The sequence below is a fragment of the Streptomyces sp. NPDC127119 genome, assembly GCF_042677425.1.
GTDB lineage: Bacteria > Actinomycetota > Actinomycetes > Streptomycetales > Streptomycetaceae > Streptomyces.
In genome coordinates this window covers 22076-28690 of the sequence record NZ_JBHXTO010000120.1, presented here as the reverse complement: position 1 = coordinate 28690, position 6615 = coordinate 22076, and the positions used below count along the sequence as shown (strand labels likewise).

General features: G+C 71.1%; 5 protein-coding genes. All 5 read right to left on the bottom strand.

The annotated features are described in order from the left end of the window. Nucleotides 1–4: 4 nt before the first annotated feature. A complete protein-coding gene (locus ACFVH5_RS34250; protein WP_385837572.1) occupies nucleotides 5–1369 on the bottom strand; it encodes an MFS transporter in 1365 nt (454 codons plus the stop codon). Nucleotides 1370–1498: 129 nt separating this feature from the next. Then, nucleotides 1499–2719, bottom strand: a complete 1221-nt coding sequence (locus ACFVH5_RS34245; protein ID WP_385837571.1) for an MFS transporter — start codon at nucleotides 2717–2719, stop codon at nucleotides 1499–1501. A gap of 121 nt (nucleotides 2720–2840) precedes the next feature. Then, nucleotides 2841–3878, bottom strand: a complete 1038-nt coding sequence (locus ACFVH5_RS34240; protein ID WP_384814160.1) for an endonuclease/exonuclease/phosphatase family protein — start codon at nucleotides 3876–3878, stop codon at nucleotides 2841–2843. Nucleotides 3879–4089: 211 nt separating this feature from the next. Beyond that, a complete protein-coding gene (locus tag ACFVH5_RS34235) occupies nucleotides 4090–4716 on the bottom strand; it encodes a TetR/AcrR family transcriptional regulator (protein ID WP_384814157.1) in 627 nt (208 codons plus the stop codon). A gap of 177 nt (nucleotides 4717–4893) precedes the next feature. Then, entirely contained in the window at nucleotides 4894–6468 is a 1575-nt protein-coding gene (locus ACFVH5_RS34230; protein ID WP_385837570.1) for an MFS transporter, read from the bottom strand. Between the last annotated feature and the right edge of the window lie 147 nt (nucleotides 6469–6615).

Below are 6615 nucleotides of genomic sequence, written 5' to 3'. Positions count from 1 at the left end.
TTCCTCAGGGGCGCGGGGAACGGCGCAGGCTTTTGTCCTGTGGGGGCACGGGCACGGGCACGGCCGCGGCCACGCGCTGTCGCGGGCCGTGTTCTCGCGGCAGGCGGGGTGCCAGGAGCAGCATCAGTGCCGCGCCCAGTACGGCGAGCAGGCCCACGGCGAGCCAGGGCAGCAGGCGGTTGTGGGTGAAGAGCACTCCGAACAGGGTGGGCGCGAGGACGTTCGCCCCTGCGTAGGAGTACTGGAACGCCGCCAGATAGGTGCCCCGCGACCCGGGCGGCGCCGCGTCCGCGGCGAGCGCGTTGGAGGCGGGTCCGTAGACCATCTCCGCGAGGGTGTAGCAGACCACCGCCGCCGCAAGGAACGGCACCAGTGCCAGGGGCGGCAGCAGGACGGCCGACGCGGACGCGGCACACCACAGCGCCCACAGGCCGCCGGCCCAGGCCATGGCGCGGGCGCGGGTGCAGCGGCGCCGCACGAAGCGGGTCACGGCGGCCGTGCAGGTGGCGAGCAGCAGGGTGTTGAGGGCGAGGAGGGGGCCGGGCGCCCAGTCCGGTCCCGACAGGCCCTGGATGACGTACACGGGCAGTGACAGGGACAGGAACGTGCTGCACGTGGCGAAGATCGTGGAGATCGCGATCAGTGCGAGGTAGGGGCGGTCCCGCAGCAGTGCGCCGTAGCCGGAGCGGCCCTCGGCCGGCGGGGCGGTGTGCGGCAGGGCGGGTACCGCGAGGGCGACCACCAGCGCGGCGGCCAGGAACGCCAGCCCGGAGGCGAGGATCAGTCCGTCGTAGACGCGTGTCGAGTCGACGGCGAGCACCGCGCCCGCGAGCAGGGCGCCGCCGCCCGCGCCCGCTTCCCGGATCATCCCGGCCCGGGCGAACCAGTGGTCCTTGGCGTCCGCACCCGCCGCCCCCGCCGGTCCCGCCGCGTCCGTGCCCGTCGCGTCCGCGCTCTCGGCGTCCGCCAGGTCGGCGATGAGGGTGAAGACCGAGGACCAGTAGACCCGCAGGCCCGCCGTGGTCACCAGCATGGCGGCCACCAGCGAACCCGTTCCCGAGACCAGCAGGTAGAGCAGGAACCCGGTCCCCTGCAGCGCCTGTCCGGCGGCGACCACCAGCCGCGGCCCGAACCGGTCGGCCAGCTTTCCGACGACCAGTGGCAGCGGCAGGGTCAGGGCGGTGCTCACACTGGTGAGCACGCCGATCGTCACCAGGTCCAGATCGGTGACCCGCAGGAAGTACAGCATGGACAGCGGGAGGTACAGGCCCGTGCCCAGCGAGTCGACCGCCACCGCCGCCAGCAGCGGCCGGCGTCCGCGCCGTAAGCCGCTGCGGCCCGTACCGTCGCCCGTCCTCGCCCGTGCCACGCGATGGCCCCCTCGTTCCGCCGGCTACCCGCTGACCGGCCCACGTTTGTAACAGGGATGCCGGTGCACCTCAACCGCTTATCCCCGCCGCCACCGGGCGGCAGGGCGCGGGGGCAGTGGAGGCCGGCGTCAGTGGTGGGCCGGGACCTCCGCGTGCTGCGGGGTGTGGGTCGCCACTATGCGGCCGGCGTTCGTCGTGCCGCGGTTGCGGTCCACGACGTACGCGACGGCCGCGACGCCCAGACCCAGGATCGCCAGGCCCGCGCCCGCGAGCGCCGGGGACGTGACGCCGTGACCCGCCGCGAGGGCCAGGCCGCCGATCCAGGCGCCGCCGGCGTTCGCGAGGTTGAAGGCCGCCTGGTTGGCGGAGGAGGCCAGGGACGGGGCCGAGGACGCCTTCTCCATGACCATGAGCAGGAGCGGGGAGCTGGTCATGAACGCCGCCGCGCCGAGCAGGACCACCGCGAGGGGGGCGCTCCATGCCGTGTTCATCATGAGCGGGAAGAGGGCCAGGACCGCCACCAGGGAGACCAGACCGCCGAACAGGGTGCCGCGCATCGAGCGGTCGGCCAGGCGCCCGCCGAGCAGGTTGCCCGCCGTCGCGCCCACGCCGAACAGCGCCAGCAGCAGGGTCACGCTGGAGTCGGCGTACCCGGCGGAGTCCGTCAGCATCGGCGTGATGTAGCTGTACGCCGAGAAGAGCGCGCCGAAGCCCGCGACGGTCGTGCCGAGGGCCAGCCAGACGGGGAGCGACTTGAGGGCGGCCAGTTCGCCGCGCAGTCCGGTGGCGGCGGCGTCGTGCTCGGAGGTGCGGGGCAGGAGCAGTGCCAGGGAGGCGATGGCCGCCAGGCCGATCACGCTGACGCCGAGGAAGGTGGCGCGCCAGCCGAACTGCTGGCCCACGAAGGTCGCGGCGGGGACGCCGACGATGTTCGCGACGGTCAGGCCGAGGAACATGAGGGAGACCGCGCGGGCCTTGCGCTCGGCGGAGACCATGCCGGTGGCGACGACGGCTCCGACGCCGAAGAACGCGCCGTGCGGGAGGCCGCTCAGGAAGCGGGCCGCGAGCAGTGAGGTGTTGTCGGGGGCGAACGCCGAGAGCGTGTTGCCCACGACGAACAGCACCATCAGTCCGATCAGGACCTTGCGGCGGGCCATGCGCGCGGTGACCGCAGCGAGCAGCGGGGCGCCGACGACGACGCCGATCGCGTACGCGGAGACGAGGTGGCCCGCGCTGGGGATCGAGATGTTCAGGTCGTCCGCGACGTCGGGCAGCAGCCCCATCATCACGAACTCGGTGGTGCCGATGCCGAAGGCGCCCACGGCGAGGGCGAGCAGGGCCAGGGGCATGAGGGACCTTTCACAGGGGAGAGCGGTGTTCCGTGCAGTTTATGTTCACCTGCGGAACAAAGTCTTCCAGCCCCAGTATTCCCAGAGGTTTCCCAGAGGTAAGAGCCTGTGACACAAGCTCTTACGAGCCGGTTGCCGAGAGCTTCACGCGGGCGGCGATCGGGAGATGGTCACTGCCCGTCTCCGGGAGCGTCCACGAGGTGACCGGCTCGACGCCCTTGACCATGATCTGGTCGATCCGCGCCATCGGGAACGACGCCGGCCAGCTGAACCCGAAGCCGCTGCCCGCCGCGCCCTGCGCGGAGCGCATCTGCGAGGTGACGCCGTTCAGCGCACGGTCGTTCATCGTGCCGTTCAGGTCGCCGAGGAGGGCGATGTCCGGCAGCTTCTCGTCGGCGATGGCCTCACCGAGCGCGTCGGCGCTCTTGTCGCGCTGCCGCGCGGTGAAACCGGCCTCCATCTTCACCCGCACGGAGGGCAGGTGCGCCACGTACACCGCGAGCCGCCCCTCGGGGGCGGTGACGGTCGCCCGCATCGCGCGGGTCCAGCCGAGCTTGATGTCGACGGGGGCTGCCCCGCTCAGCGGGTACTTGCTCCACAGGCCGACCGTGCCCTGCACGGAGTGGTACTTGTACGTCGAGGCGAGCGCCTTCTCGTAGACCGGGACCGCCGAGGTCGTCAGCTCCTCCAGGGCCACCACGTCCGCGCCGGAGGCGGCCACGTCGAGGGCCGTGCCCTCCGGGTCCGGGTTGTCCGCGTTGACGTTGTGCGTGGCGACGGTGAGGTCGCCGCCGGAGCCCGTCCGGTCGACGAGGAGCCCGCCGAAGAGGTTGACCCAGATGATCGCGGGCAGGAGCACGGCGATCAGCGCGGTCGCGGACTTACGGAACAGCGCGAGGACGAGCAGCACCGGGATCGCCAGGCCCAGCCAGGGCAGGAAGGTCTCCAGGAGGCTGCCGAGGTTGCCGATCCGGTTCGGGATCTGCGCGTGCAGCGCCATCACCAGGGCGAGTACGAGGGCGAACGCGGCCAGGACGATCCCCCGCCGCCAGATGCCCCGGTCGGTACGGAGCGACGTCAGCAGGCGGCGGAGCCGGGGGCCTCTGCGGTCGGGTCCCTGGCCGCCGCTGCCCGTCTCCGTCATGTACGCCTGCGCCATACCTTCGCCTCACCAACTGCCGTTCACATCATCCCCGCGCCCTAAGACCCTAGGGGATGATCGCGATCGTTCCCGCCGCCGCACGGCGGCCGTACGGGCACAAGGACGACCGAGGGGGCACGGCGAGTTCCGGCGGCGGTCCAGGTGGGGTGGTCTGTGACGGAACGCGCACATTGGACCGACCGGCCTCCAGGGGGCGGAACTCACAGTCTCAGCGGGCGGCGGGGCCCAGTCCCGCCAGGACCGTGTCGACGATCCGTTCGGACAGTCCCTCCTCCAGGCCCGCGTCCGGACGGATGACCGCGCGGACGAGCATGGGGCCCACGAAGAGGTCGTTGGCCAGTTCGACGTCGACGTCCGCGCGGAACTCGCCGTTCGCCTGGCCGCGCCGCAGGACGTCGAGCGTCATCAGGCGGCGCGGTTCGATGACGGCCGCGTGGTAGACCTTCCACAGCTTGGGGCTGCTCTTCATCTGCGCGTAGACGTTGTGCATGATCGCCGACGAACGCGAGGCCAGACCGCGGTGCCGCAGCGATTCGAGTATGACGATCAGGTCGTCGCGCATGGACGTGCCGGGCAGCCCGGGGTCGGGCGGTTCGGCGGTGCGCATCACGTCGCAGAAGAGTTCCTCGCGGCCGCTCCAGCGCCGGTAGATGGTGGCCTTGCCGACGCCTGCGATGCGGGCTACGCGCTCTATGGAGATCTCCGCGAGCGGGACGCCTTCCTCCAGGAGGCGCATGACGCCCTCGATGATCGAGCGTTCCACCGCCTCGCTGCGGGGGCGGCCTCTGGCGGGGCCGCCGCCGGTCCGTCCGGCTCCGCCCGGCCCTTGCTCCACGCCGCCCACGTGATCGCTCCGCTCTGTTCGGGTGTTGCTGTCCTTGACGCCGGGCCGTCGTGTGGCCGTTCGCCCTTCACCGTTCGGGTCGATTGTCCCTGGCCGACGGGGGGTTGTGGCCTGGGTGCGAGTGCGTCGTGGCCGGGCGCGCCGTTCCCCGCGCCCCTTCAGGGCGCTTCAGTGATCGGCGCTCACCAGGGGCGGCTTCTCTTCTGTCTCTGTCGGGGTGCGGCCCGGGAGGAACAGGTAGACGACCAGTGCGCCCACCACCGCCACACCCGCGCCGCACAGGGCCGTCACGTGCATCGCGTGGAGGAAGGCGTCGTTGGCCGGGCCGATCAGGGCGTCGCCCTTGGGGCCGAGCTTCGCGGCGAAGCCGAGGGTCGCCTCGATGGACTCGCCCGCCTCGTGCCGGGCGGCCTCGGGCAGCTTGTCCTCGATGCCCGAGCGGTACGCCGCGGAGAGGACCGAGCCGAGTACGGCGATACCCAGGGCGCCGCCGACCTGGCGGAAGGTGTTGCTGAGCGCGGAGGCGGAACCCGCCTTCTCGCGGGGCAGCGCCTGCATGATCACGACGCTGGTCGGCGTCATGATGTGCGCCATGCCCGCGCCCATCAGGAAGAAGACGACCTCCAGGATCCAGATCGGCGTGTCCGCCTCCAGCACGGCGAACGCGCCCAGCATCGCGGCGATGGTGAGCATGCCCGCGGTCGTCGTGGCCCGGTTGCCGAAACGGTCCACGACCAGCCGGGCGCGCGGCGCGAAGATGAGCTGCGCGACGGCCAGCGGCAGCATCAGCAGACCGGTCTGCAGGGGCGAGTAACCGCGCACGCTCTGGGTGTAGAAGACGGAGAAGAAGGTCACGCCCATCAGCGCGAAGAACACCAGCGCTATGGCGGCGATGGCCGCGGAGAAGACCTTGTTCTTGAAGTAGTCGATGTCGATCGACGGGTGGTCGCTGCGCTTCTCGTGCACGACGAAGCCGACGAGTACGACGAGTCCGGCGCCGATGGTCGCGAGGACCTTGGCGTCCGTGAAGTCGGCGAGCTGACCGCCCTTGATGATGCCGTACACCAGGAGGACGAGGCCGATGACGGACAGCACCACGCCCACCGGGTCGATACGGCCGGGCTTCGGGTCGCGGGAGTCGGGGACGAGCCAGATCATCAGGCCGATCGCCACGATCACGATCGGTACGTTGATCAGGAAGACGGAACCCCACCAGAAGTGGTCGAGCAGGACCCCTCCGGTGATCGGGCCGATGGCGATGGCGAGGCCGACACCGCCCGCCCAGATGCCGATGGCCTTCGGCTGCTCGTCGCGCTCGAAGACGTTCATCAGGACGGCGAGGGTGGCCGGCATCACGAAGGCGGCGCCGAGGCCCATCACCGCGCGGAACGAGATGAGCTCGACCGGGGAGCCCGAGGAGGCGGCGAGCGCCGAGCCGATCCCGAAGACGAGGAGGCCGCCGAGCAGCACCTTCTTGCGCCCGAGCCGGTCACCGAGGAGACCCGCGGAGAAGAGCAGGCCGGCGAAGACGAGGGTGTACGAGTTGATCGCCCATTCCAGCTCGCTCTGGGTGGCTCCCAGGCCGGTCGGGGCGGGCGTCGAGATGGTCTTGATCGCGACGTTCAGGATCGAGTTGTCGAGAACGACGATCAGCAGGCTCAGCATCAGCACGCCGAGGATCGCCCAGCGTCGTCGGTGCACGGCCTCCGGTATCCGGGGCGCGGTGTCGGCAGGAGTTGTCATGCTGAAAAGGCTAGAGGAGATTCGATACGAGACCGTCTCGTATCGGATTCCTTTACCGAGACCTTACGAGCTCTGGAGGCGCGCTTGGGGCCCGGTGGAGGCGGAGACGAGGGCCACTACGGCCCCCCTAGCCGTTCTGTGGCACGA